Genomic DNA, 23,579 nt, shown 5'->3' with positions numbered 1-23,579 from the left:
CTGTGCTCCCTCGTCAGTCGAGTACCGCGCGCCAGCGCGGGTCGGTCACGTCGACGCCGGACGCGGCGAGCTTGCCGCGCAGTTCCTCCCGCAATCGTTCGAGGGTCGTCGCGGACTGACGCAGGTTGGCCGCGAGGCGGACCCCGCGGGTGCGGTAGGACTCGGGGGCGTCGGGTCTGGCGTTGAACCGCTCGAGGAGCAGCGCGTCCATGTGCGCCGACCAGGGCAGTTCGTGGATGCCGGCGGCGATCTCGCTGGGCCGAAGCCGGTGCCAGTAGGAGATACCGCCCGCGTGCACCAGTTGCGGCGCGAACACCTTCGTGCCGGGGAAGCTGTGGAAGTGGGCGATGCGGCGCCCCGCGGCCAGCGCCATGAGTTGATAGAACATCAGTCCGTCGAAGACCACCCGGATGACGCTGTTCCCGTTCTGCAGATGATGGTGGCGCTCGTGACTGCGGACCTCGCGGCCGTCGTCGAGGACGTCGAGAAGGCCGCCCTGGGGGAAGGGCAGCCGACGGTCCTCCAAGGCCAGTACCTTGGCGAGCGCCTGCTCGTGGTGCGGTTCGATCAGACGCACCATGGCGCCGTCGATCTCCTTCTCCGGTCCCGGCGGGGTGTAGGAGTACGCGGCCGGGGAGACGGGCCCGCCGATGGCACGCTCGATCTCGGGCCGAGCCGCCGGGTCGAGCGCCATGAACGGCGGGGCGGCGAGCGGGATCGGCCCGTAGCTGAGGGGGCTGCTGACGGCCACCCCCGGTTCCAGGCCGTCCATGCAGCGGGTGAACCAGTCCGCTTCCATGACGAAGCAGTCGCTGTCCACGATGCCGAACGGCCGGTCGAGGTTGCGCAGCAGGAACTCGAAGATCTCGTGGCTGCCGACCCCTTCATCCAGGTCGAAGGCGGGTCGGCCGTTGCTCATGGTGTTGCGCAGGGCGATCTCTTCCGCCGTCAGCCCGCTGCTGAGGAAGGCGAAATTGATGCCCGGTGGCACAAATCGAAGGAAGTGCTGGATGACATGCAACAGTCCGGAGGAGAAGAAACAGAACCAGACCGGGGTGTCAGCCGGTAGCCCGGCCAGGAATTTCTGGAACCGCTCGTCCTGGGACAGCAGGGCCTCCTCGTAGGAGGGCTCCGCCGTGGACTCCGAAGTGGAATGCGCATTCGTCTGCATACTGGCCCCATGGCATCAGGCTGTGGAATAGGGGAATCTCATGGCCGGCCGGACGACGGCGGCGGCGGGATCAGAGGATGTCCCAGTAGTCGCCGAGCAGGAACGGCATCCCGAAGGAGACCGACTTCTTCTCGTTGGGGCGGTACTCGGAGCGGGGAATGGTGCGGAAGTCCATGCTCACCCGGCTGGTCGGGGTGTCGTTGACGACGTTTCCGTGCCAGGAGTTGGCGCCGTCGAAGACGATCACGTCCCCGTACTCGGCGTGCACCGGCTCCCGGTCGATCCACAGGGTGTTGTTGCCATACGCCCTGGTGAGCGGCACCCAGTAGTTCACTTCGGCGGGGTCGTGCCCGAAGTCCCGGTCGCGGTGCCACTCACCTACGGCGAGAGAGCCCTGCAAGTGCACCCGGAAGGTCGGGACGCGCTGGACATAGTGGCTCTCAGCGTCGGAGCCGAGGACCTCCTGGGCCAGCTTGCGGTAGATCGGCGCGATGACGTCGAAGCTGGCGTAGAACCGTTTGTGGTGGTCCGTACTCTGGTCACTCTCCCGGGTGGCGGGCCGGTCGCTCCCCGCGAGCCCCTCGAGGTCGTCCACCGCCAGGATCTCGCGGACGAGTTCTGCGATCGGGATGTTCGTGACGTCGTAGCGCAGTCGTGTGTATGTCGCCATGGCCCCTCCTCACACTTTCATCCGGCCGCGGAGTCGGGTGCACCGCCGGTACCAGCCGTCCACCAGTTCGTCGACCGCCGGATCGCCGGACTCTCCGTCGCTCACCTCGAAGCCGCGGCCGGCTGCGCGCAGCGCCAGGCGGCGGGCGGCTATCCGCAGCGGGATCGACGGCACGGTGAGCTCCTCCAGGTAGCTCCCCATCCGCTCCAGCGGGCTGAGGTCGAAGAACTGCCGCTGCCAGCGCAGTTCGTTGTGTCGCCAGTCCTGTAGGCCGTTGAAGCCGCGGCCCTCGTTGTGGTGCATCACGTCCTGGAGGTCCTGGACCATGACGCGTTTGCCGGCGGAGCGCACCAGAGCGGCGAGGATGACGCCGAGTCCTTCGAAGCCGCGGTAGCGGCCGGCAGGGAAACGCACGTTCTCGATGACCCAGCGGTTCACACAGAGGATCACGTCGTCCACGGCGTGCACCTCGTGCAGGCCGGAGCCGTGATCGTGCACCTTGTCGTAGTCGGTGACCCGTCCGCGCCGGGTCGCCTTCTCGTTCCACCAGGCCAGAGAGACGGTGTCCGAGCCACCGAGGGAGCCGAGCATGCCCACGGAGTCGTCCTCGAAGACCGGGCCGACCACGTCCACGGGGTTCTTCCGCAGTTCGACGTCGTCATGGAGCATCACGAGTCCGGTGACCTCGGAGTTGGCGGCCGCCTGGTCGAGCATGGCGTTGTACGCCTCGAACATGGAGCGTTGGCCGCGCATGGTGAACAGCGGGCTGCCGGGTGTCCGGACGCGCTCGATACCCGGGCGGCAGATGCGGTCGAAGAGGTCGGACGGGCCGACGCAGACTCCGTAACCGATCACGTTGCTCGAACCTCCTGTCTCGGTCGGGAGTTGGACGGCTCGCGGCGGCCGGGGGTATCCGCTGCGAGCCCGGAGGGGACGTCAGAACCGGTAGGTCTCCAAGGCGCCCGAGCGCCGGACGTCCAGCGTGGCGCAGTGAAAACCGCCGCCGAGGGTGCGGGAGTGGGTGAGCTGCAGCGGCAGTACGTCCATGCCGTGCTTCTCCAGCAGCTTGATCAGCTCGGTCTGACGGCGATCCACTACGGCCAGGTCGGGGCGCACAACCAGCAGGTTCATCCCGATCCACACCGAGCAGTGCGGTTTGTCGCCGGTGAAGCCGATGTCCACCAGCTCCGGACACGTGATGGTCTGCCAGGAGCGCAGGAAGCCCGGCATGTTGTCGTCGTTGACCCGTGCCGGGTTTACCAGGACCAGTCCGGGGCGCAGCGGCACGATCGTGGAGTCGACATGCGTGGAGGCGTACAGGTTGCGGCAGGGGTGGACGGTGTAGGCGTCGCCGACGGCCGACTGGAGCCATTTCGCGCCGAGTTCGTTGCCGCTGTCGGATACCAGGTACAGCAGGTCGGTGCCGAAGCGGAGCACGTTGGCCGCGTCGAACACCGGTTCCTGGTCCCGGAGCCGCTCTCCCATGGGTGCGGTCGGCTCGTACATGGTGTCGGTGAGCCGCGGCTTGGGCGCGGAGATCCACCGGCTGCCGCTGGCGAAGTAGTCGAGCAGGATGTCCTTGTAGGCCAGGGATTCGAGGAAGCGTGCTCGCAGCGCCATCGGCGTCTCGATGATCGTCTCGCCCACGGAGAGCAAACCGTCGCGCGGGCAGTAGTCGTGGAAGCCGTCGGTCTGCCAGTCGGGCGTGGTGATCGGGGCGGAGTTGTCGCGCTGCTGCGGACGCCGGACCGTGACGCCGAGCTTCGTGAGCTCCTCACACAGGACGTGGAGTTCCTCCTCGGTCTCCTTGAGGACCCGGTCCGGGTAAAGCCCGGACGGCACCTGGTCCTGGCTGTCGTACTCCCCCGCGTACTCCACGGCGAACACGCTGCGGTCGGCCCGGGGAACCCGCGCACCCACGGCCGTTCCGACGATGATCTCCTCCAGCGGATCCCATTCGTTGTGCACGCTGACCAGACTCATGACACTCCTCATTGGCTGCCGGCATGGATACGGAAAGGCCCGGTGAAAAAAGAGAGTTGTCTGCCGGGACGTCAACCGGTACTCATTCGCAAGAGCCCCGCCGGGAAAGAACCGATGGGCTCCGGTTGCCCGGGAATAATGACCTTCGACGGGCGAGGAAACCTGGTCTCAAGAGTCGCTCCGTCGCGGTCGGCGACTCATGGGCCGACTTCGCAACCACCCGTATCCGATGGGTTTTGTGAGCCACCATTCAATTCGCGTTGAGCATAGCGAAGTCGGGGCGTCGACGGCGAGTACGACCGATGTTCGACTGGAGACTCTCGGCAGTCGAACGCGAAACTCTTCCGGGAAAAGCCGAATCGGCGGTGCCGGACGGCACCGCCGATTCGTTCGACGTCAACTCTCCCAGGCCCGCGTCAACGGTTTGGAAGTGCCTCCGCCATCGCGACGGAGGACGGGGCGAGCGCGGAACCACCGCCCTCGATGTCCCACAGCTCGTTCTGCAGCAGCCGCCCCAGCGTCCAGCCGGCCGCACGCCCACGGTCAAGACCGAGGACCTCGGTGAGCAGGTCGAACCGGCGCCGCACCACACGCCGGATGTCGCCCGCGGCGACGATGTCGTCCCACCGGCTGTCCAGGGCGGGCCACAGGTCGAAACCGGGGTCCCCTGCGAGCGGTTCGGGGTCGATGGCAAGCCACGGCTCGCGCTTCGCGGCCAGCACGTTGTCGTAGTGCAGGTCCCAGTGCAGCATCTGGTCGCCGGGTTCCTCGATCAGTTCGGCGACGGCTGCCGCCCAGCCGCGCAGCAACTGCCGGTCGGCCGGGTCGGCCAGGGCCGTGACCGCGCGCGGTACCCGCTCCAGCATGTCGGCGGCGATGTCTTTGAGACGGCGCAGTTCCCGGGGGGCGGGGACGCTGACGAGCCGCGCCAGCAGTTCGGCGAGGATTCCCATCGCGACGTCGTCGTCCTCGAGTGAGGCCAGGGTGCGGACGCTGTCCAGCCGCTCCAGGAGCATGGTGCTGCTGTGGGGATCGTGGTCGAGCAGCCGTACCGTGCCGGCACCGTTCCATGTGCGCAGGCCGATGAGGGCGGCAGTGGTCTCCTCCCGGGGCATCTGGAGCTTGAGGACCGCGCGGGTACCGTCCTGGCGTAACACCGGCAGCACCAGCGAGGCTTCCCCTGCCCGGGCCGCACCATCGCGCCGCAGTTCCCACCTGTCCAGGAATGCCGCGGCGAGAGTCGGCAGCGCCGCGATCCAGGCCCTCCCTTCCTCGCCGAATCCCCTGCTGTACGACGCCGCCAGGTGTTCCGGGACCTCGATCGCTTTTGACGTGCCCATATCGCATTTCCTTCAGGGAAGTTGGGTTTCCAGCTGCAAGTTACCCGAAATCGACAGGTGCCCTGCATTCGGGCATGCCGGTGCATCCACCCGTACGGGCCCGATACCGTTCGCCGCCGTCCACCAGGTCTCTCGTACACAGGAGTTGAGCGATGACGGCAGCGTTTCCGGACCGACGAGGCGGAGGGCCGATCCATGCGGTGCGGCAGGGAAAGCGACGGGTGCGGCGGTGGGGCGCGGTCACCGCTGTCCTGCTGACATCGGTCACCTTGTCCTCCGCAGCGCCTCCGTCCGGACCGGTTTCCGGCGACTTCAGGCCCTCCCCGGCGCGGAACGTAATCCTCCTCATAGGCGACGGCATGGGTGACTCGGAGATCACCGCCGCGCGCAACTACGCCGTCGGCGCCGAGGGGCGGCTCACGATGGACCGGCTGCCGATGACCGGATCGTCCCTGACCTCCGCGGTGGACGAGCTGGGCCACCCCGACTACGTCACTGACTCCGCAGCCGGCGCCACGGCGTGGGCCACGGGGCGCAAGACGGTCAACGGACGCGTCTCCCGGACACCGGACACCAACGAGCCGCTGCCCACCCTGCTCGAGCTGGCCCGCCGGGAGGGGTACGCCACCGGAAACGTCACCACGGCACAGCTGACCGACGCGACACCCGCCGCGCTCACGGCCCATGTCACCGACCGCGCTTGCAAGGGCCCGGCCGATATGACCGCATGCCCGGCGGACACCTGGTCACGCGGTGGAAGGGGGTCCATCGCGGAGCAGACGGTGGCCCTGCGGCCGGATGTCCTCCTCGGCGGCGGGGCGGACGTGTTCGCACAGAAGGTCACCGACGGTCCGTTCCGGGGCCGTTCGGTCCTGGACCAGGCGCGCGCGGGGGGCTATCAGGTCGTACGCGACCGCACCGGTCTGCGGACGGCCCGGCCGGACCGGCCGGTGCTCGGGCTCTTCGCACCTGAGGCCGTGCCGGTGGAGTGGACGGGAGCCCCGGCGTCCGCCGGTGGCACGCCGCCCCAGCGGTGCACCGAGGACAACCCGACGCGTCCGGCCGCCACGCCGTCCCTGGAGGAGTCCGCCAAGGCCGCTCTGGAGCTCCTGACGACCCCAAGCGAGCGTTCCGGCCCCGCCGGCAAGGGGTTCTTCCTCCAGGTCGAGGGTGCCTCGATCGACGACCGGGCCCATGACGCCGATCCGTGCGGCCAGATCGGCGAGACCCTCGCCTTCGACCGTGCCGTGGCCGCGGCGCTCGCGTACGCTCAGCGCCATCCCCGTACGCTCGTCGTCGTCACGTCCGACCACGGGCACTCGGGTCAGATCCTGCCCCTGGAGGCACGCTCGCCGGGCCTGTCCACGACGCTCGTCACCGACGAGGGATCACACATGCGGCTCGGGTACGCGAGCGGTGCCCCGGGCGAGGTACAGGAACACACAGGCGTGCCGGTGCGGGTCGCCGCGCAGGGACCGCAGGCGCACCGCGTCCTCGGCGTCCACGAGAACACCGAGCTGTTCGGCACGTTGCGCGCCGCTCTCGGTCTTCACCGGACGTGAATTCGGCGATCCCCACCTCTTAATGCGCTATCGAAATCCCTTTCGGACACCCAGGTTGAAGAATTACAGCGCCCCCTTCAGCATGGTCCGACGGAAGCGGATTTCCGCCCCTCCCGAAAAGTTCTCCATGGACCTGAAGGGTGTGTGCTTTGAGTTCTTTCCAGGAATTACCCCGGTGGCCGCAGCTGTCGGACGGCGACATCGAGGCCGCGGTCGCGGCACTGCGTTCAAACCGTTTGGTGGGGCTGGGCAACCCCGTCGTCGAGGAATTCGAGCGAGCGCTGGCCGCCGGCCAGCAGGTCGAGCACGCGGTCGCGGTGTCCACCGGCACCGCAGCGGTCCATCTGGCGCTGCACGCCCTCGATGTCGGGCCGGGCGACGAAGTGATCGTGCCGGCCCACACCTTCATCGGTTCGGCGAGCCCTGTGACCTATCTCGGAGCCCGCCCGGTCTTCGCCGATGTCACTCCCGACACTCACTGTCTGGATCCGGATTCGGTGAAGTCCCTGCTCACCGAGCGGACCAAGGCGATCGTCGTCGTGCACATCAACGGCGTCGCCGCCGACATGAGCGCCCTGTCCGCACTCGCCGCGGACGCCGGCGTCCCGCTGGTCGAGGACATGGCGCAGGCGCTGGGCACCGCCATCGGCGGACGGCCGGTGGGCGGCTTCGGTGATCTGGCGTGCGTCAGCCTCTTCGAGCAGAAGGTGATCACCTCCGGCGGTGAGGGCGGCGCCGTACTGACGGACAATCCCGTGTACGCCGAGCGCGTCCGACGGCTGCGCAGCCATGGCGAGGGCCCCATCGAGGGCCGCCCCGGTCTGATCTGGGCCCACGAGGTGGGCTACAACCACCGGTTGACCGCGGTGCAGGCCGCGATCGGCCTCAGCCAGCACTCCCGCCTGGACGAGATGGTCGATGCGCGCAGGCGCAATGCCGGTTACCTGTCCGAGCGGTTGGCGGATGTCGAGGGTCTGGAACTGCCCGTCGAGCCGGAGAACACGGTGCACGCCTTCTGGAAATACGTCGTGCGCGCGGTCCCGGGGCACGGACGACCGCCCGCGGCCGAGATCGCGGCGACCCTGCGCTCCCGGGGCGTTCCGGTCCTGCTTCGCTATCCGTTCCCGCTGCACAAGCAGCCCGCCTTCGCCGAGCACCGGTCGATGTCGCTGCCGGTGGCGGAACGGCTGTCGCAGGAGTTGCTCGCGCTGCCGTCGCACCCCGGCCTCATGGAGCAGCACCTGGACCACATCGCGGATGAGGTCCGCAGGGCGTTCTCAGAGTGATCTGGTCGGGGTGACCTATGGGCGCCGTGCCCGGCCGCTGCCTGCCACGCAGGCGGGACGGTTCGCGGCGCCCTCACCTCGTCGCGCCCGGTCCGGGCCGGGCGGCGCGGGCGTCCGGGTCACGTCCGCACGCCCGCGCCATCAGATGCCATCACGCGTCAACAGGAGAATCAGGAGAGCACATGTCCTCTGCCCCGCTGCCCGTCCCCACCGGAGCCTCGCCTGCCGTCGATGCCGGGCCGCCGCTGCTGCTCGGCACCTCCGCCTTCGGGCAGAACGAGCGGGCCTTTCCGGTGTACGACGCCTACTGGGAGCGCGGCGGCCGCGCTTTCGACACCGCGTGGCTGTACGGGCACGCGTACGGCCCCGGCTGCTGCGAACGCGTCTTCGGCGCCTGGGCGAAGTCCCGTGGTGTGGAGAAGGAGGTGTGGGTGCTGGCCAAGGGCGCGCACACGCCGGAGTGTCTGCCGGACCGGGTGGAGGCGCAGCTCGCCGAGAGCCTCGACCGTATGGAAAGGGGCGGCGCGGCCCTGTACATGCTGCACCGCGACAACCTCGAGGTGCCGGTCGGTGAGTTCGTGACCGTGCTGGCGGATCTCGTGGAGCGCGGACTGATCGGTGCGTACGGCATGTCGAACTGGTCGCTGGACCGGCTCCGGGAGGCCGTCTCCTACGCCCAGGAGCACGGTCTTCCGGCGCCCGCAGGTGTGAGCAATCAGTTCAGCCTGATCGACATGGTGCGCCCCATCTATCCGGGAACGGTGAGCGCCCATGACGCCCACTGGCGGTCCTGGCTCGCCGAGAACAGGGTGACGCTGTACCCGTGGGCAAGCCAGGGACGCGGGGCGCACGCCCTGGCGGACCCCGCCGAATTGCGTACGAGTCCCCTCGCGGAGAGCTGGTACAGCGAGCCGAACACAGAGCGGCTGCGTCGGGCGCGGACGCTCGCCGAGCAGAAGGGCATCTCGTCGACGGGGATCGCGCTCGCCTGGACGCTGTCCCAGCCGTTCCCGGTCGTCGCGCTGATCGGGCCGCGGCAGCCGGATGAGGTGCGCGACTCGATGACGGCGGCCGGGCACCGGCTCAACGAGGCGGAGCGGGAGTGGCTGGAGCACGGCACGGGAGCGCCTCGCGGGGTGTGACCGGCCGCCCTGCGGGGACGGGGCGGGGCAGCGGTGGTCACTGCTTTCCCGCCCCTTTGGTCTTCAGGGGCGTCTTCCCCGAACCTGGCCGGGGGTCACTCGCGCGGCGACGCGCGGGAGGCAAAGCCGCAGCAGCCCTCGGCGTGCTGCGGCGTGGCACGCCGGGGAGGCCCGGGAACCGCGACGGTCACCTCACCGGACCGCCGCGATTCCAGGGCGGACGCGCATCCTGGGAGGTCGGCGCCGACGGTGTGGTCGTCGGCCTCCGTTCCGGCCGGCGCGGCGCCCGATGTGCCCTCGGCCTCGGGGCCCGCTGCGACGCCGTGGGCCCGTTCCAGCTGCTCGGCCACCTGCTGCCAGGTCCGGGCACAGCCTCGCGCCAGTTCGGCGACGGCCTCCATTCGGTGTGGGGGAACGCCTCTGAGCAGCCGTTCCCAGTCCTGCCGACGCACCGCCACGATGGTGAGCCATCGCAACAGCGCCCTGCCGTCCTCGGTCAGCCGGACGGAGGGATCACGGCTGAGATGGCGCAGCATCAACGCATGGGACGGTCTGTCGGCCTCGGTGTCGTCCTGCTGCTGATGCGGTCGCGGTGTCCGTTCGGTGACTGTGTCCGGCTGGGCACGCGACCTTCCCCGTTCCGGCACGGGGCTCTCGCCGCGCTGCAGTCGCTTGCGCACGTCGGAGACGGTGCTGAGGGATACGCCCGCCTCAGCGGCGATCTGGCGCAGCGGGGCCGAGGGGTTCTGCTGCATGAGGCGGCCGGCCAGCCGCCGCCCCTCGGTGGGGTCGAGGGGACGGGTACGTCCGTCCCTGCCGATCCTGACGTTCGACTGAGGAAGCCCCTCGGTTGAACGGCCCCGGATCGCACCCACCGTCTTGGCGGAGAGCCCGGTCGTCGCCCCGATCGCCCGGTCCGACCACATCGGGTGACTGAGCAGGATCCGCGCCGCCGCCTCCTTGCGATCATCGAGACTGAGCGGCAGGCCGTGGGTGATATTGGATTCCACGGCGAGGACAAAGGCGTCCTTCTCCTCGCCCTCGAAGAACCGCACGTCGATCTCGGTCCCGCCCCGGAGTTCGGTGGCCCGAAGTCGGTGCATCCCATCGATCACCTGCATCGTGGACGGCATCACGATGATAGGGGGAAGTTCCGCTTCGGATTCCGCAAGTGCGCGGATATGCTCCGGATTCTCGCCTGCGCTTCGCGGGGAGTCCGACGGCCGGATAGAAGCAAGCGGAACTTTGACGATACCGGACAACTTCGCACTGTTCCCATTGAGTTCTTCTGGCGTCTCGGCGGTACGGCCATCGGATTGAGCATGACCCTTGGGCTTGAGCTCCATTACATACCTTTCGGTCACAAAGGCATTCCACTGAGCGTCGCAAAGAACACCCCCCGACTTCCCTCGCTGTACGATTATCACCGACCGCTTCGCCGGTAAAGTAAATGCAAATGGCCGAAAAAGCCGGCTCACAGGATCGGCGCATCCCGCCTGAAACCGGCCACGTCGGCAGGCGAGGCGCCACGGCCCAGGGAAGAGCAAGAGCCAGCTCGGGGCCGACGGGGAGATCGCTGACGCAAACAAGCACCTCCGCCTACCGTTCGCCCGAAAGTTTCCGGCCGTCAGAGGACTCAGAAATAGATATGGAACACATGCGCCCCTTACACCTCGAGAGTGCACCAAGAAAAGAAACACGCCACAGACGGATGACTTTCAGCCATCCATACGGCGGCGGGCCATCTCGCACGTCCGCCTGCCCATCCGTGGCCTCATGTCACGCAGGGAGAAAGCGATGAAGGCGCTCGTACTGGCCGGAGGGGCCGGCACCCGTTTGCGGCCCATCACCCACACATCGGCCAAGCAATTGGTCCCGGTCGCCAACAAACCCGTTCTCTTCTATGGCCTGGAGGCCATCGCCGCCGCCGGGATAACTGACGTCGGGATTGTGGTCGGGGATACCGTCGACGAAATAACGGAGGCCGTAGGAGACGGATCGAAATTCTGCCTCGACATCACGTACATCACCCAGCACAAACCCTTGGGAATCGCTCACGCCGTCCGCATTTCCCACGCCTATCTGGGCGACGACGACTTCGCGATGTACCTCGGCGACAACTTCGTCCTGGGTGGCATCGCCGACCCCATACGCCATTTCCGGACCCACCGGCCGGACGCCCATCTGCTGCTCACCCAGGTGTCCGACCCCCGGTCCTTCGGTGTGGCCGAACTGGACGGATCCGGCCGGGTGCGCCGCCTGGAGGAGAAGCCGGCACGGCCGAAGAGCGACCTCGCCCTGGTCGGCGTCTACCTCTTCTCCTCCGCGATCCACGAGGCCGTGCGGGCGATCGAGCCGTCCTGGCGGGGCGAGCTGGAGATCACCCACGCGCTGCAGTGGCTGATCGACGAGGGCCGGGACGTACGGTCCACCCTGATCACCGGCTACTGGAAGGACACCGGCAACGTCAGCGACATGCTGGAGGTCAACCGGCTGGTCCTGGAGACGGTCGAGCCCCGCTGCAACGGCCTCGTCGACGAGCGCAGCGAACTCATCGGACGCGTCCAGGTCGACGAGGGCGCCGTCATCCGCAACTCCCGCGTGGTCGGCCCCGCGGTGATCGGCGCCCGCACGGTCGTCGCCGACTCCTACGTCGGGCCCTTCACCTCCATCGCCGAGGGCTGCCTGGTGGAAGACAGCGAGGTGGAGTTCTCCATCGTGCTGCGCAACGCCTCCATCTCCGGGGTGCGGCGGATCGAGGCGTCCCTCATCGGCCGGCACGTCCAGGTGACCCCCGCGCCGCCTGTGCCGCATGCCCACCGTCTCGTTCTCGGCGACCACAGCAAGGCTCAGATCTCCTCCTGACCACCGTCCCCGACCCAAGGCGGCACACCGCGCATGCCCACACGTCTGCTCATCACCGGCGGCGCCGGGTTCATCGGCTCCCACTACGTCCGTTCACTGCTCGGCCCAAAGGGCCCACCCGATCTTGTCGTCACCGTGCTGGACGCCCTGAGCTACGCGGGCAGCCTCGCCAATCTCGCCCCCGTGCTCGACCACCCCAGGCTGCGGTTCGTCCGGGGCGACATCTGTGACGCCCCGCTGGTGGACCGGGTCATGGCCGACCAGGACCAGGCCGTCCATCTCGCCGCCGAGTCGCACGTGGACCGCTCTCTGCTGGACGCCACCGCGTTCGTACGAACCAACGTGGTCGGCACCCAGACTCTGCTCGATGCGGCGCTGCGGCACGGCGTGGCACCGTTCGTGCAGGTGTCGACCGACGAGGTCTACGGCTCGCTGGAGCACGGGGCCTGGACCGAGGACGATCCGCTGCGTCCCAACAGTCCCTACTCGGCCTCCAAGGCGTCGGCCGATCTGCTCGCCCTCGCCCAGCACGTCAGCCACGGCCTCGACGTACGGGTCACCCGCTGCTCCAACAACTACGGCCCGTACCAGTTCCCGGAGAAGCTCATCCCCCGCTTCGTCACCCGGCTGCTGGACGGGCACAGGGTGCCGCTGTACGGCGATGGCCTGCACGTCCGGGACTGGCTGCATGTGGACGACCACGTACGCGGCATCGAGGCGGTCCGCACCCGCGGACGGGCGGGGCGCGTCTACAACATCGGCGGGGGCACCGCGCTCAGCAACCGGGACCTGGTGGACCTGCTGCTGAAGGCCTGCGGCGCGGACTGGGACAGCGTGGAGTACGTCGAGGACCGCAAGGGTCACGACCGCCGCTACTCGGTCGATCACAGCCGGATCAGCGACGAACTCGGCTACGCCGCCACGATGGATCTGAGTACCGGTCTGGAGGCCACTGTCGCCTGGTACCGCGCCAACCGCTCCTGGTGGCAGACGCTCGACGAGCCGCACGGCCCGTCCGCGTAGGAGTCCGATCGTTCGGATCGTTCCCGGGGCGGCCGCCGGGCCGCTCCCCCAGCCCTCGGAGGTCATCACCATGTCCCTGCCGTCCAGCACCGGTTGGCTCGTCACCGGCGCCGCCGGCATGCTCGGGCGGGAACTCACCGCACGCCTCGAAAGACGGGGGGTGCCGGTGTTCCCGCTCGGCCGCGACGCCCTCGACATCACGGACCCGGCCGGTGCGCGGGCGGTCATTGCCCGGTATCGGCCCGCAGTGGTCGTCAACTGCGCGGCATGGACGGCGGTCGACGCCGCGGAGAGCCGGCACGGACAGGTCATGAAGGTGAACGGAGAGGGCCCCGGACATCTCGCCCGGGCCTGTCGCGCGACAGGCGCCCTGCTGCTCCAGCTGTCCACAGACTACGTCTTCGCCGGAGTCCTGGACCGCCCGTACCGCGAGGAGGACCCGCCCGGGCCGTGCACGGTGTACGGCAGGACCAAGCTCGCCGGTGAACGGGCCGTGCTCGACACGCTGCCGGACAGTGGCTATGTGGTGCGGACGGCCTGGTTGTACGGAGCCGGCGGCGCGAACTTCGTCTCCACGATGATCCGGCTGGCGGCCGAGCAGGACACGGTGGCAGTCGTCGACGACCAGCACGGCGGGCCGACCTGGACCGGCGATCTCGCCGACCGGCTCATCGCGCTCGGCACCGCGGCGCTGAGCGGCACGGCGCCCGCCGGCGTCTACCACGCCACCAACTCGGGCCGGGCGACCTGGTACACCCTGGCGCGGGAGGTGTTCCGGCTGCTCGGCACCGACCCCGGCCGGGTCCGCCCGATCAGCAGCCGGGAACTGGCGCGCCCCGCCGCCCGACCGGCCTGGAGCGTGCTCGGCCAGGAGCGGTGGCGGGACGCCGGGCTGGACCCGATGCGCGACTGGCGCAGCGCGCTGGCCGAGGCGTTCCCCACGCTGCACCGCCCAGCGGACGGGGACCACGTACCGGTACGCTGAGGCCCGCGCCGGAGCGTCCCGCCCAGGGCATCAGTCGGCGACCCGCTGTCGCAGCGCCCGATGGAGCGTCACGCACGCCGCGAAGTCGGGCAACCTTCCGCGTCGTTCCAGCTCTTCGAGGCCCGGTGCCGCCGCGTCCTTCTCGGAGAGAACGGGCTCGATACCGGCCGGCCAGGCGATGCCGAGCCGCGGGTCCAGGGGATGGACAGCGTGCTCCCGCTGCGGTGCGTAGCCCTCGGAGGTGAGATAAACGACGGTGGCACCTTCGGTGAGGCTCATGAAGGCGTGCCCGAGCCCGGCCGCGACATACACGCTGCGACGGGGGTCGTCCAGCTGGATCGTCTCCCAGGTTCCATAGGTGGGCGAGCCGACCCGGATGTCGACCACGACATCGAGTACGGCACCGGTGAGACAGGTGACGTACTTGGCCTGGCCGGGCGGCACGTCGGCGAAGTGCACGCCTCGCACAACACCCTTGCGGGAGGCGGAGCGATTCACCTGCGCGACGCCGAATTCATGGCCGATGGTCTCGCTCAACGGCTCGCCGCGAAAGAGCTCTTGGAACTCTCCCCGCTCGTCGCCGAAAGTCCGTGTCTCGACCAGCCAGGCACCTTCAATACTGAGCGGACGCATCACTGCTCCTCATCAGAAGCGGTACTTCTCCGGTGTTCCGGCTCGACGCACATCGAGAGTGGCGCGCTGGAATCCGCCGCCGAGTGCCCGGAAATGGGTCAGCTGAAGCGGCAGTACGTCGATGCCGTTGTTCTCCAGGACGCGCATGAGGTGCCTCTGCCGGCGGTCCCCGATCACGAGTCCCGGGCGGACGACGAGAATGTTCGCCCCGATCCACACCGAGCGGTGCGCGCTGCCGCCGACGAATCCGGTGTCCACCGGTTCCGGGCCGCGCGCCGAGCAGGTTGCCGCTGTCGGAGACGGGGGAGAGCAGATCGGTGCCCAGACGCAGCACATCGCCGGCATCGAAGACCGGGTCGAGTCCGGGTAGCCGTTCCCCGGCCGGTGCCGTCGGGTCGTACATGGCATCGGTCGAACACGGCCTGGGCGCCGAGATCCATGCGCTGCTGCTGGTGAAGTACTCCATCAGAAGCGTCCTGCAAGCGGGCGGCTCCGGCCCGGGGCCCCGGAGGCCGTCGGCGTCCGGATGATCGTCCCACCGGCGGCCGGCAGTCTGTCACGCGGACGGCAGTCCAGAAAGGCGTCCGTCCGCCGCTCCGCAGCTGCGGAGCGGACCCCGTGGTCGAGGGGCCGGGGAGGCCGGACTGTCACACCCGGTCCCCTCAGTTCCCCGCAGAAGTTCTCCAGCTCCTCCTCGGTCTCCTCCACCCGGTCGGGATACGGCATCGAGGGGGTGATCGCAGATCGGCCGTACCCGGCGTGTCCGACGGCGCACATGCTCCGTTCGGCGGCCGGGGCAGCGGCGTCGGCGACCGCGCCAACGACGATCTCTTCCAGCGGGTCCCCTTCGTTGGGGACGGCGACCAGGCGCATGCGTGACCTCCTCTCTTCGCGGTCCGTTCAGCCGGCGGGGAGGTAGCGCATGAGCCGTCCCCACATGGCGTGGTCGTCGGCGTCGCCCGTGTGCGGTGCGGCGAACCGGGCCACGTACTCAGCGATCTCGGCAAGCTGCCAGCGCAGTTCGTAGAACCGCAGGAACTCCTCGCGACCGTCCGGGAGCACGCCGAACGCCCTCGCGACAGCCGCCCAGTCCCGTTCCGGTGGGGCCCACATCGTCCCGCCCCAGTCCAGGATGTCGACGCCCGTGTCGAACAGAACGTTGGCCGGGCTCGGGTCACCGTGGGTCATGGCGGGGGGTTCACCGTCCCACAGGTCGGCGCAGCGAGCGGCCACCTGTGCCGCCTCCCGGCGCAGGGCGGCCAGGTGCTCCCGGCGTCGGCCCACGAGTGCGGTGAGCCGGCTGCCGTAGGGGCCCAGGCCGTCCGTCGCCTCGTCGAGCGCGATGTGCAGCGCCTTCTCCAGATCGGCTTCGAAGGGGAAGCGGAAGTCCTCCACGGGGAGGTCGGCGGCCAGTTCGGCCGGAGAGGAGAAACGGTGCGTCTCCCGCAGCTGACGGACGAGCACTTCGAGTTGAGCGGGGGTGGGGGACGCGTCCGGGGCAGCAGCCGCGCGTTCGACGTAGGGGAAGACCACGACCGGCAGTCCCGAAACCTCGTGGACCACACTGCCGTCGCAGCCGGAGAGCGGGGCGAGGACGAACTCCTTGCCCGCCGCACTCATCAGAAGGGCCGCTTCATAGGCGCCGGGAAAATGGCCGTCGAGATCACGGCGCACACTGATCCACAAAGGGCCGTATCGATAGGACCAGCTGTCCTCGCCGAGCGGAAGAAACTCCAGTTCTTCCATTCTGTCATCAACAGGCACGACGTCCTGGAATTTCTCCGCCACGAGCCGAAGAAGACTCTGGCGTTCCACGAGCTTGTTTTCCAAGAGCATGCCAAAGGCTAACATCACAACCCGAGTGTTCAACCTCCCTGGAGAACAGAACCGTTGTCCTCGTCGCGACCGGCCTGAAAGGCGGAGTACGCCCATGGAAACCGATGCCGATCTGCTTCTCGCCCACCAGCTGGTGGATCTGGCCGACGAGATATCCCTGCGCCATTTCGGGCGCGAACCCCTCTCGCGCCACAAGGCCGACGGAAGTCCGGTCAGTGAGGCGGATCTCGCAGTGGAGAAGGCCGTTCTCGCGGTACTCGCCGCGCAGCGGCCGGGGGACGCGGTGCTGAGTGAGGAGAGCGGCGCGCTGTCGGCGTCCGCCCGCCGTTGGATCATCGACCCGATCGACGGCACGATTCCGTTCCTGGAGGGTCGGCGCGACTGGGGCACTCATGTGGCCCTGGAGATCGACGGGGAACTGCGGATCGGGATCCTGAGCCGGCCGACCGAGGGCATGCGCTGGTGGGCGCGGTCCGGCGCGGGTGCCTTTGCCTCCTCCTCCGCCCAACCGCTCTCGACGACCAACCGGTTGGGCATCCCGAGGTTCGCCGTCCCGCTCGACCGGGCACGCGTGGGCGGCTTCCTCTTTCCCGGTTCCCCCTTCGAGACGGTGCGGGACCGAATGCTCTGGGTGGACTCGTCGGTGTGTCTGGTCGCCGACCTCCTTGAGGGACGCGTGGCGGGGATCGTCGACGAGGGAGGCAATGTCTGGGACCGGGCCCCCGCCGCGCTCCTGGTACGGGAGGCCGGCGGGGAGGTCGACGATCTGCACGGCGGCGGACGGATCGACCGGCCATGGCTGGTGTACACGGCGGACGGCCTCGCACGCGAACTGGTTGATCTGGTACGGGAGGTGACCGGATGACCGGGCGGTCGCGGGCCCGGCGCGGCGCGTGTTGTGCTCGGTTCGGCCGACTGTCCTCTCGTGACCGCGTCGCGGCGAGTCCGGGACCTTCGCTCCTGACCGGTGTTGTCAGCGGCGCGCGGTGCTGGCCTTGGCGCCCAGGACCGCCCGGCGGAACTCTTGGGCCACGGCGTCGATCTCGGCCTCCGAGGAGCCCGGGTGCACCCCGAACCCGGCTCCCAGGTATCCGTCGGACACCCCGGTCGCCAGCGCGACGGAGCGGGCGAGGATGTCGTCGGTTCGCGGCAGCGCGCCCCGCTCGTAGTTGCGCGGCCACCGTCCGGGCCCGGGAGCCCGGAACGGCACGGGCCGCCGGTCGCCGCGGCCGAAGGCGGCCAGCGCGGGCAGGCTGCCGTAGTAGTGGGTCGGGGAGTCGAGGAGTGGTTTGGCGCCGATGCGTTCCGCGACGTCCCTCGCGTGCTTGGCGTGGTCGAAGACGTAGACGGCGACGGTGCCGCACTCCCCTGCCGGGTCGTGCAGGCGCCGGCGGCGTACGTCGGGAAGCTCGCCGATGCGCTCGACGAGTTGCCGCTTCACCGCTCTGACCCGGTCCAGGATCCGGTCGAGTTTGCCCAACTGGGCCAGGGCCACCGCGGCGTGCAGTTCGCCGAGGCCGAGGTTCATGCCCAGCAGCCGGTCGCCCTCGCCGTGGTCCTCGCGGTACGGGAACCAGCCCTGGTCGTGGAAGGAATAGGCCCGCTGGAAGACCAGCGGGTCGTCGGTGAGGACGAATCCCCCCTGGAGCGAGGTGATGACCTTGAAGTGATTGAGGGAGAAGGTCCCGGCACGGCCGATGGTGCCCAGCGGGCGGCCCCGATGGCCGGCCCCGGCGGCCTGCGCGCAGTCCTCGAGGAGGTGCACTTGGTGTTCGTCGGCTATATGGCGCAGAGCAGTCATGTCGGCGCCCGCACCCAGCATGTGCACCGGCATGATCGCCTTGGTACGGGGGGTGATCTTCGACCGTACGTCGTCCGGGTCGAGGGTGAGGGACTCGTCGATCTCGGCGAGCACGACGTCGGCGCCGCAGTGCAGGACCGACGCGATCGACGCGACGAACATGTAGCCAGGCACGATCACCTCGTCGCCCGGGCCGATCCCCAGTCCGACAAGGGCGGCGATCAGCGCGGACGTGCCGCTGTTGACGCCGAGGCAGTGCGCGACGCCGAACCGGTCGGCCGCGGCCCTCTCAAAGCGGCGGACCATGTCCGCCTCACCGGGGTCGTCGAAGGCCTCCCGGTCGGCACACCAACGGTCGAGCACGGCCCGTACGTTGCCCCGTTCCTCGTCTCCGAAGAAGCGGTATCCCGGTCCCGGCACTGTTCCTCCCTTGATATGGCACGGGCTGATGGTGTTGGTCGTGGAGCCGTCGGCGGGCCGTGGCGTCACCCCGCGCCGGCGAGTATCGCGGCGAGCCTGCGCGAGAGCGCGAGGGTCGTCAGGGACGGGTTCGCCGCGCCCAGCCGCGGGAAGACGGCGGGTCCCGCGGCGTACAGGCCGGGCAGGTCGGCGAACTCGTGACGAGACGTCAGGGTCTGCCCGAGCGGCAGGCTCCCCCCCTCGTGGTCCTCCGTGCCCAGCAGGCTGGTCCAGGTCTCCGGCACCCCCACCGCCTGGGACCGCGTGCGGCTGGGCAGCACTCGGGTGTTGTCCCGTGCGGGGTCTCCGTACACGGTGAACTCCATAGGCATGGCGGGGAGTCCGAGGTCCTCGGCGAGGTGCCCCCAGAAGGCGCGCAGGGTCTCGCGCTGTGCGGCGACGAGTTCCCGGTCCTGCGGGTGCAGGGCGGCATGGATCCGGGTCCGCCACGGCAGGGCGGGCGCGGGCACGCACTCCACGGAACTCTCGTGATTGGGGAACTGTTCTCCAGTGACCCGGACGTCCAGGAGGAGTTCGCCGGGCGCGGTGTCCCGCACGTCCAGCCGGAGGTAGGAGCGGGAGACCGGATCGGCCGGCACATAGTAGGAGCCCGGCTCGGGGACCCGAGCGGCGGCGGTGGCGGGCAAGCGGACGACGAAACCCTGCACGATGTGGTCGGCGAGGCCGCCGAGCCTCGGTTCCGGGAGGCTGCCGTGCTCGGTGAGGGCCTGGACGGCCAGGCGTGTGCTCTCCACGGTGCCGGCGCTCAGGACCACGGCGTCGGCGGTCACGGTGGTGGTCGCACCGTCGGCGTCACGCACGAGTACCCCGCGCGCGACGCCGTCGTGTACATGCACGGCCAGGACTTCCGCCTCGCACACGACGCGCACGCCGGCAGGCGGCCGCGGACCGCCGTCGGCGCGGCGCCATCGGGCGAGGGGGGTGTACGCCTCCCAGCGTCCGTCGCCGGACGAGTGGCGGCAGGCCCGCGGGAGCGGCAGGAAGTCCTGCCCGCCGAAGGTGCGGACCCCCTCGGCGGAACTGGGCGTCAGGAAGCTCCACTTCCGCAGGTCGCCGGTGACGCGTTCATAGAGTGAAGGACCGCCCCGCCAGCTCTTGGTGAGGTCGGCGACAACGTCGGAGGGCCACCAAGGAGCGCTCAACGCCCAGTCCTCCAGGGGCAGGACCACCCCGTGCCAGTACAGTGACCGGCCGCCCAGTCTGCGGCGCAGTCCGGATATGCCTGTGTAGTGCGCCGAATCGGACTCCCAGGGCCGGTGGAACCAAGGGTCGTTCTCGGGAGCGAAGACCGCTTCCGTGGCCTGGTCCTGAGGAAGGCTTAGGTGGATGTGTGCCAGGTCGTCGCCTGGGCCGGACTCCAACAGGAGGATGTCCTGCGCATTGTGTTCGGCAAGCGCCGTGACGACTTCCAGCCCCGCGAGGCCGCCTCCCACCACCACGATCCCAGCGCGTTCCGGGACTCCGTCGGCTGCCGACGCGAAAGACGCCCGACGACGATCGTTCTTCGAAACGGGATTGATGGGCATGCATGGCTCCTCGCGCGCAGTTTCCCACCGTTGTTCTTACGGTCGCCGGTCATGAGGGCACGAGTGTGATCCTCATCGTTCGACCACCGAAGCGTACCCAGCCGTTCGAGTGCGCGACTTCCTCACTCGAACGAGCGGCAGCATCGAATCAGGAACCCCGGCGTTGTGGCGTACGTCTGCGGGGGTGCGTAAATTCCAAGGACTTCCGTCGCACTCCCGAAGAGCGAGGACAACCATGGGAAAGTCTCTGGCAATCTCCGGTGGGCCTCGGCTGACCGACCGTGAGTGGCCCCGCTGGCCGCAGCCGGGAGACCGGGCGCTGAAAAGTCTCGAAGACGTACTGACGAGCGGTCGATGGACCATTAGTTGTGCCTATCAGGGACGGCAGTCCTACGAGCGTCAATTCGCCGAGTCATTCGCGGAGTACTGCAATTCCACCCTGTGCGTGCCGGTCGCAACGGGAACGGCCGCGCTGGCCATCGCCCTGGAAGCGTGCGGGGTCGGTGCCGGGGACGAGGTGGTGGTTCCGGGGCTGAGCTGGGTGGCCTCCGCCTCGGCGGTACTCGGGATCAACGCCGTGCCGGTCCTGGTAGACGTTGATCCGTCGACGTACTGCCTGGATCCGGCGGCAGTGGAGGCGGCCGTCACCGACCGGACCAGGGCCATCACCGTCGTCCATGCCTACTCGGCCGTCGCGGACCTGGACGCGCTGTTGGGCATCGCCGAGCGCTACGGTCTGCCCCTGATCGAGGACTGCGCCCATGCGCACGGTGCGCGGTACGGCAACTGGCCGGTGGGCGCCTTCGGCGCCGCCGGAGCCTTCAGCATGCAGGGCAGCAAGCTGCTGACCTGCGGCGAGGGCGGCGCCGTGATCACGGACGACCCCGAGGTCGCGATCCGGGCGGAGCATCTGCGTGCGGACGGCAGGATCCTGCGGCGCGACGCGGTGGACGTGGGCGAGATGGAGCTGCTGGAGACGGGCCGGCTGATGGGCAGCAACGCCTGTCTGTCCGAGTTCCATGCGGCCGTACTGGTGGACCAGCTCGATCTCCTCGACGGGCAGAACGCGCGCCGCAGCCGGTCTGCCGACCATCTGAGCGCGCGTCTGAGCACATTGGGCCTGACCCCGCAGGCCACCTCGGCCGAGACGACGGAGCGGTCCTACTACCGCTACGCGGTGCGGCTTCCGGACGATGTGCTGGCTGTCGCTCCCGCGGACCGCATCGCCCAGGCACTCACCGCCGAACTGGGCTTCGCGGTCATGCAGACGCACCGGCCACTCAACGACAATCCGCTCAACCGCCCCAGTACGCGGCGCAGGTTCGCCCTCGACCGCGAGTACGCGGCGCGGGTGAACCCGGCCCGCTTCGATCTTCCGGCCGCCAAGCGCATCCACGAGAGCGTGGTCAGCTTCGGCCATGAAGTGCTCCTGGCCCCGCTCGACGCGATCGGCGACATAGCGGTGGCGTTCGAGAAGGTCCTCGCCCATGTCGGAGAGCTGGCCGACTGACGGGCGTCACAGCACGCCGGTCGGCTCCGCGTGGCCGTGGACGAGCGACCTCAACCGATCGGCGAGCACGTCCGGCGTGGAGATATGCAGGGTGCGCAACCCAAGGGCGGCTCCCGCCCGCAGCACCGGGAGGCGGTCGTCGACGAGCAATGTCTCATCGGCCGTCGTCCGGCACCGGCTCAGGGCCTCCTCGAAGAACGCCCGGGCCGGCTTCACCCGGTGGACCCGCCAGGATGAGCAGAGTACGTCGAACATGCTGAGGTGTCCGTACACCTCGTCCTTGAGCCGATCCCAGTGCTCGGCCTCGTTGTTCGTCAGCGCCAGGGTCAGATCCGGCAGTTCCTCGCGCAGCTCCCGCAGCACCCGGGCATTGTCGTGGTAGGCGCGCACGCAGTCCATGTAGGTGTGATCGAGCCACCATGTGTCGAGAATTCCCCGGCCCGACCAGGAATGTCCTCCGACGAGCCGGTGAAATACCTGGTGCACATGCTTCCTCCCGCTTTCGTAGACCCGTGCCGCAGCCATGGCACGCCAGGCCAGATCCGCCCTGTCCACAGCATGGCGATCAGCCACGCGGGCAAGGAATTCTGTTTCCTCGTTGATGTTGTTGAAGAGCACGCCACCGGCGTCAACGAAAAGCGTTCGAATCATTCTGCCACCTTTCTTCAACTCAGCTCCGGAGCAACCATACTCCGGAGACTCCGTTCTGTTGCTTCTCAACGACAAGCTCCTTGGAGGCAATTCACAGATTGCTGGCAGCAATGTCCTTCGGTGTCACGCCCGTGTGAGAACGCTCGGCTGCCGCGCGCCCTTGGCATACGTCACGAAGCCGCTCTCCGTCCCGTCGAGCAGAGACTGGGCAGAGGGACCGTCGGCTATCCCGGCCGCTCGCTGAGCATGCAGCTGACGCCCAGCCAGTCCCGGACTGCGATGAACTGGAGGCTTGCTCTCTGCCGCATGGTGTTCACGGCCGATAAGAGGTGCGCACCCTCATCGTCCATATCCTCGGCATCACCGCCCATCCCACCGCCGCATGGGTCACTCAGCAGACCCGGCAACTCCTGTGGCAACCCGGCGATCCCGCCGCAGATTTCACTCACCTCATCCACGACCGAGACGCGGAATTCACGGCCGCCTTCGACGCCGTGTTCGCCAGCGAGGACACCACCGTGGCCAAGGTCCCTCCACGCAGCCCCAACTGCAACCCATGCGCAGAACGATTCACCCGCCCGGCGAGGGAAGAGTGCACCGACCGAGTCCTGCTCTTCGGCCGTGGTCACGCCGAGAAGATCCTCCACGACTATGCACGCCACTTCAACAACCACCGACCCCACCAAGGCCGAGACCAACTCGCGCCCAGCGACAATCCGGACGTCATCCCCCTGCCAGCAGCCAGGATCAAACGCCGACAAGCCGTCGCCAGCCTCATCAACGAGTACCACAGAGCCAGCTGACCATAGGAAAAATCCCAGCTCACAACCGATGAAGCAATTCTGAAGCACTACGCCCCTCCCACGGCGAGCGCAGAACCCCACCCTCAGATGACCAGCGCGAACAACTGGTCGAACCAGTAACCCAGCGCCAAGCCCCGCCCGGGTGTCCCGCCGCAGTACAAGCTGCGCACACTTACCGAGGCAGCTCAGTCCGGACACAGGAACGAGGCAGTGCTGCACCGAGAGCGGTGACACCGCTCCCCATCGTCCAGCGGCAAGCCATCCAATGCGCCCGGCAGTGATTGCTCCGACCGGCGAGCACACCGAGTCCGG

The 23,579-nt window shown here is 68.8% G+C and carries 22 protein-coding genes; 9 read left to right on the top strand and 13 right to left on the bottom strand.

Translation table 11 applies throughout. The features are described 5' to 3' along the window. Positions 1-13: 13 nt before the first annotated feature. The 5 genes from BBH68_RS37430 to BBH68_RS37410 all read right to left on the bottom strand — a co-directional run bounded on the left by BBH68_RS37430 (position 14) and on the right by BBH68_RS37410 (position 5,164). Positions 14-1,171, bottom strand: coding sequence for a dTDP-dihydrostreptose--streptidine-6-phosphate dihydrostreptosyltransferase (locus BBH68_RS37430; protein ID WP_065968373.1), 1,158 nt, complete (start codon positions 1,169-1,171; stop codon positions 14-16). Between the two features lie 70 nt (positions 1,172-1,241). Further along, on the bottom strand, positions 1,242-1,841 hold the full coding sequence (locus tag BBH68_RS37425; protein WP_065968372.1) for a phytanoyl-CoA dioxygenase family protein: 600 nt from the start codon (positions 1,839-1,841) through the stop codon (positions 1,242-1,244). Between the two features lie 9 nt (positions 1,842-1,850). Next, complete coding sequence (locus BBH68_RS37420) at positions 1,851-2,696, bottom strand: glycosyltransferase (RefSeq protein WP_065968371.1); 846 nt, start codon at positions 2,694-2,696, stop codon at positions 1,851-1,853. An 81-nt stretch (positions 2,697-2,777) separates the two neighbouring features. Further along, complete coding sequence (locus tag BBH68_RS37415) at positions 2,778-3,824, bottom strand: inosamine-phosphate amidinotransferase 1 (protein ID WP_065968370.1); 1,047 nt, start codon at positions 3,822-3,824, stop codon at positions 2,778-2,780. A gap of 416 nt (positions 3,825-4,240) precedes the next feature. Then, positions 4,241-5,164, bottom strand: a complete 924-nt coding sequence (locus BBH68_RS37410; protein WP_065968369.1) for an aminoglycoside phosphotransferase family protein — start codon at positions 5,162-5,164, stop codon at positions 4,241-4,243. Between the two features lie 359 nt (positions 5,165-5,523). On the opposite strand from BBH68_RS37410, the gene BBH68_RS37405 reads away from it, so the two are divergent. The 3 genes from BBH68_RS37405 (at position 5,524) to BBH68_RS37395 (ending at position 9,154) form a co-directional block, all read left to right on the top strand. Then, on the top strand, positions 5,524-6,726 hold the full coding sequence (locus tag BBH68_RS37405; RefSeq protein ID WP_425428902.1) for an alkaline phosphatase: 1,203 nt from the start codon (positions 5,524-5,526) through the stop codon (positions 6,724-6,726). Positions 6,727-6,875: 149 nt separating this feature from the next. Then, the gene (locus BBH68_RS37400; protein WP_065968368.1) at positions 6,876-8,012 is read left to right on the top strand and encodes a DegT/DnrJ/EryC1/StrS family aminotransferase; all 1,137 of its coding nucleotides are present in this window, start codon (positions 6,876-6,878) and stop codon (positions 8,010-8,012) included. 182 nt (positions 8,013-8,194) lie between these two features. After that, on the top strand, positions 8,195-9,154 hold the full coding sequence (locus BBH68_RS37395) for an aldo/keto reductase (RefSeq protein ID WP_065968367.1): 960 nt from the start codon (positions 8,195-8,197) through the stop codon (positions 9,152-9,154). 95 nt (positions 9,155-9,249) lie between these two features. Here the strand turns inward: BBH68_RS37395 and BBH68_RS40165 are convergent, their stop codons facing one another. Next, positions 9,250-10,500 (bottom strand): ParB/RepB/Spo0J family partition protein, encoded by a 1,251-nt coding sequence (locus tag BBH68_RS40165; protein WP_079151446.1) that lies wholly within the window; start codon positions 10,498-10,500, stop codon positions 9,250-9,252. Positions 10,501-10,951: 451 nt separating this feature from the next. On the opposite strand from BBH68_RS40165, the gene BBH68_RS37385 reads away from it, so the two are divergent. The 3 genes from BBH68_RS37385 (at position 10,952) to rfbD (ending at position 14,027) form a co-directional block, all read left to right on the top strand. After that, positions 10,952-12,019: a glucose-1-phosphate thymidylyltransferase gene (locus tag BBH68_RS37385; RefSeq protein WP_065968366.1), complete on the top strand. Its 1,068-nt coding sequence runs from the start codon at positions 10,952-10,954 to the stop codon at positions 12,017-12,019. A gap of 33 nt (positions 12,020-12,052) precedes the next feature. Continuing rightward, positions 12,053-13,042 carry a dTDP-glucose 4,6-dehydratase gene (gene rfbB, locus BBH68_RS37380; protein ID WP_065968365.1) on the top strand — a complete coding sequence of 330 codons (990 nt, stop codon included), beginning with the start codon at positions 12,053-12,055 and terminating at the stop codon, positions 13,040-13,042. Positions 13,043-13,112: 70 nt separating this feature from the next. After that, on the top strand, positions 13,113-14,027 hold the full coding sequence (gene rfbD, locus BBH68_RS37375; protein WP_065968364.1) for a dTDP-4-dehydrorhamnose reductase: 915 nt from the start codon (positions 13,113-13,115) through the stop codon (positions 14,025-14,027). A gap of 30 nt (positions 14,028-14,057) precedes the next feature. Here the strand turns inward: rfbD and BBH68_RS37370 are convergent, their stop codons facing one another. The 4 genes from BBH68_RS37370 to BBH68_RS37360 form a co-directional block, all read right to left on the bottom strand. Next, positions 14,058-14,660: a dTDP-4-dehydrorhamnose 3,5-epimerase family protein gene (locus tag BBH68_RS37370; RefSeq protein ID WP_065968363.1), complete on the bottom strand. Its 603-nt coding sequence runs from the start codon at positions 14,658-14,660 to the stop codon at positions 14,058-14,060. Positions 14,661-14,672: 12 nt separating this feature from the next. Next, complete coding sequence (locus tag BBH68_RS43760; RefSeq protein WP_245738502.1) at positions 14,673-14,918, bottom strand: hypothetical protein; 246 nt, start codon at positions 14,916-14,918, stop codon at positions 14,673-14,675. A gap of 207 nt (positions 14,919-15,125) precedes the next feature. Then, complete coding sequence (locus BBH68_RS43755) at positions 15,126-15,533, bottom strand: hypothetical protein (RefSeq protein WP_245738501.1); 408 nt, start codon at positions 15,531-15,533, stop codon at positions 15,126-15,128. 27 nt (positions 15,534-15,560) lie between these two features. Continuing rightward, complete coding sequence (locus BBH68_RS37360) at positions 15,561-16,511, bottom strand: phosphotransferase (protein ID WP_065968383.1); 951 nt, start codon at positions 16,509-16,511, stop codon at positions 15,561-15,563. A 79-nt stretch (positions 16,512-16,590) separates the two neighbouring features. Between BBH68_RS37360 and BBH68_RS37355 the strand changes: the two genes are divergently transcribed. Further along, positions 16,591-17,361: an inositol monophosphatase family protein gene (locus tag BBH68_RS37355; protein ID WP_065968362.1), complete on the top strand. Its 771-nt coding sequence runs from the start codon at positions 16,591-16,593 to the stop codon at positions 17,359-17,361. Positions 17,362-17,469: 108 nt separating this feature from the next. On the opposite strand, the gene BBH68_RS37350 is transcribed toward BBH68_RS37355, so the two are convergent. Continuing rightward, positions 17,470-18,717: a DegT/DnrJ/EryC1/StrS aminotransferase family protein gene (locus BBH68_RS37350; protein WP_065968361.1), complete on the bottom strand. Its 1,248-nt coding sequence runs from the start codon at positions 18,715-18,717 to the stop codon at positions 17,470-17,472. A gap of 65 nt (positions 18,718-18,782) precedes the next feature. Then, the gene (locus BBH68_RS37345) at positions 18,783-20,138 is read right to left on the bottom strand and encodes a GMC family oxidoreductase (protein ID WP_245738500.1); all 1,356 of its coding nucleotides are present in this window, start codon (positions 20,136-20,138) and stop codon (positions 18,783-18,785) included. Positions 20,139-20,538: 400 nt separating this feature from the next. Between BBH68_RS37345 and BBH68_RS37340 the strand changes: the two genes are divergently transcribed. Next, the gene (locus BBH68_RS37340) at positions 20,539-21,813 is read left to right on the top strand and encodes a DegT/DnrJ/EryC1/StrS aminotransferase family protein (protein WP_065968359.1); all 1,275 of its coding nucleotides are present in this window, start codon (positions 20,539-20,541) and stop codon (positions 21,811-21,813) included. Between the two features lie 6 nt (positions 21,814-21,819). Here the strand turns inward: BBH68_RS37340 and BBH68_RS37335 are convergent, their stop codons facing one another. Further along, positions 21,820-22,464 (bottom strand): HAD family hydrolase, encoded by a 645-nt coding sequence (locus tag BBH68_RS37335; RefSeq protein WP_065968358.1) that lies wholly within the window; start codon positions 22,462-22,464, stop codon positions 21,820-21,822. A gap of 329 nt (positions 22,465-22,793) precedes the next feature. Between BBH68_RS37335 and BBH68_RS40160 the strand changes: the two genes are divergently transcribed. Beyond that, a complete protein-coding gene (locus BBH68_RS40160; RefSeq protein WP_104531510.1) occupies positions 22,794-23,267 on the top strand; it encodes an integrase core domain-containing protein in 474 nt (157 codons plus the stop codon). The last annotated feature ends 312 nt before the right edge of the window (positions 23,268-23,579 follow it).

Origin of the sequence: Streptomyces sparsogenes (assembly GCF_001704635.1) — a bacterium.
Classification (GTDB): domain Bacteria; phylum Actinomycetota; class Actinomycetes; order Streptomycetales; family Streptomycetaceae; genus Streptomyces; species Streptomyces sparsogenes.
The sequence above is the reverse complement of the archived record's forward strand: the minus strand, read 5'-3'. Positions and strand labels throughout refer to the sequence as shown.